This is a genomic window from Luteibacter sp. P4_E6 (assembly GCF_056401535.1).
Map to the genome: position 1 here is coordinate 1 of NZ_JBFUJE010000580.1, position 2,317 is coordinate 2,317.

The 2,317-nt window shown below is 67.2% G+C and carries 3 protein-coding genes; all 3 read right to left on the reverse strand.

The features are described 5' to 3' along the window. A partial coding sequence (locus AC1DT2_RS21010) for an AAA family ATPase (protein ID WP_477298499.1) occupies positions 1-1,179 on the reverse strand: 1,179 nt, incomplete at its 3' end. Beyond that, positions 1,176-2,216 (reverse strand): type VI secretion system baseplate subunit TssG, encoded by a 1,041-nt coding sequence (tssG, locus tag AC1DT2_RS21015; RefSeq protein WP_477298500.1) that lies wholly within the window; start codon positions 2,214-2,216, stop codon positions 1,176-1,178. The genes AC1DT2_RS21010 and tssG, both read right to left, overlap by 4 nt. Beyond that, positions 2,180-2,317 (reverse strand): type VI secretion system baseplate subunit TssF (locus AC1DT2_RS21020; RefSeq protein WP_477298501.1); only part of this gene is annotated, 138 nt, incomplete at its 5' end. The genes AC1DT2_RS21020 and tssG, both read right to left, overlap by 37 nt.

A 2,317-nucleotide genomic window follows, 5' to 3' on the forward strand; every position in this document is an offset into this window, starting at 1 on the left:
GCCATGATGCGTCTCCATCACGCCGGCCACGGTGCGCAGCATCAGCACCGCCTTCGCCTCGTCGGGCTCGCCGACCTGCACGGTCTGGAAGCGCCGGGTGAGCGCAGGATCCTTCTCGATGTGCTTCTTGTATTCGGCCCAGGTGGTGGCGCCGATCGTACGCAGCGTGCCGCGCGCGAGGGTGGGCTTCAGCAGGTTGGCGGCATCGCCCGTGCCAGCTGTGCCACCGGCCCCGACCAGCGTGTGCGCCTCGTCGATGAACAGGATGACCGGCGTCGCCGACGCCTGCACCTCGTCGACCACCTGGCGCAGGCGGCTCTCGAATTCACCCTTCATGCTCGCGCCGGCCTGCAGCAGGCCAACGTCCAGCACGCGTAGTTCCACCTCGCGCAGTGCTGGTGGCACATCACCGGCGACGATGCGCTGTGCGAGACCTTCGGCGATCGCGGTCTTGCCGACGCCGGCCTCGCCCACCAGCATGGGGTTGTTCTGCCGGCGACGCATGAGGATGTCGACGACCTGGCGGATCTCGTCGTCGCGACCGACGACGGGATCGATCTTTCCCTCCCGTGCCTGCGCAGTGAGGTCCACGGTGTAACGCTGCAGCCCCTCCCGCTTACCCAACTGCGCCGGTGCGGGCGAATCGAATCCGGGCCCGGCAGCATTACCCATGCGGAAGCCATCGGATGCAGCGAGGCGCTCCTCTGGTGATCCCGCGATCATGCCGGGAAGCTCTTCGATGAGTCCCTCCGCGCGGAGGCTCGCGAACTCGTTCGAAATCCCTACCAGGACGTGGCGCAGGCGACGCGTGCGTACGATGCCGGCGAGAAGGTAACCCGTGCGCACCTGTGCCTCGCCGAAACTCAGCGTGGCGTACACCCAGCCGCGCTCCACGGCCTCCTCGATATCAGCGGAAAGATCGCTGACCGCGGAAGCACCACCGGGCAGCCGTTCCAGCGCATCGCTTACGTCGCGCGCGAGGCGCGAAGGGTCGATCCCCACGTGGCGGACGATGCGGTGCAGATCGGAATCACCCATCTGCAGGATCTGCTGCAGCCAGTGCACCAGTTCGACCTCGCGATGTCCGCGCAGGCGACAGGCGACGGTGGCGCCCTCGATGGCTTTATAGGCCACGGTGTTGAGCTTACCGAACAGGGCGGTACGGCTGATATCGGTCACGATGACGTCCTCGATCGATTCGGAAGGGAAAGGGGTTGCAGGACGAGGTCGTCGGCGTCTCCCGGGCCGCCGTAACGGCCCATCCACGCGGACAGGCCCATGCGGCTGCCGCGTCCCAGGTGCGTGAGAGGCACCTCGTCGCGGCGCAGCACCAGTTGAACGTCCCAGTCGAGCCCGTCGCCGACGTAGAAGCGCACAGCGGCGAGCAACTCAGCGAGGGCTTCTCCGCCGGGCAGGAAGCGCCGGTAATCAGCAAACGCCATCGGCCCCAGCCGGATACGAAAGCGGTGCTGCGCGGCGCGCACGGCGGCGCCGAGCACCGACGTCGTGCCCAGGCCCGCCATGGCGGCACCCATGCGCAGCCGCCCGTCGTCAGGCAGGGTCAGCCACGTCACCGCGAATTCTTCAAGATTCACGGGCACGTCGAAGAAGGCAGCAAGCAGGGCCACGAGGCCTTCGGCATTCCTCGCCTGGGCGACGAGGCGCCCGGCCATGTATCGGCGGAACCGGTCCGGTAGTGCGTCGCGTCCAGCCAGCGACGGACTGTCGATACCCACCAGCGCGCCGAGGAAGTGCGCGAAGGCATCGTCCCCGGGTCGATCCATCTGCACCGTCGGTTGCGCGTCGGCCCACGCCCGATAAAACAGGCTGAGCATGCGGTGATGGAACACATCGGCGAAGGCGGTGAACGTGCCGTCGCGCGCCAGTCGCTCACGCTCCAGGGTGTATTCGGTGAGGTGCAAGGGCAAGGCGCCGTTGGGACCCCACAGGCCCAGCATCAGGCTGTGGATTCGCGGCGGTCGTTCACCATCGGTCTCGACGCGATCGATCGTTCGCGCGGCAAACCCGAGCGACGGCGTGTGCGCGAGGCGCACAGCGTCGTCCGCCGGACGCACGGAATGGCCGAGCCTTGGATGGTCGGCATAGACGCACTCAACCCGCCGCAACGCCTCGAACCAGTCGAACGACGACGGGTCGGCACGCAGCGCGTCGAGCAGCCCTAAAGAATCGGGCGCGTGCCGGAGCGAGCCGTCCACCGTGCTACCTCGTTGCGTTCATGGGTATGCAGCACGGTCTCGGTGAAGGAGTTCAACGAAACGTACCGGGCGAAGAAGTTCTGCATGACCGAGCCGAACAG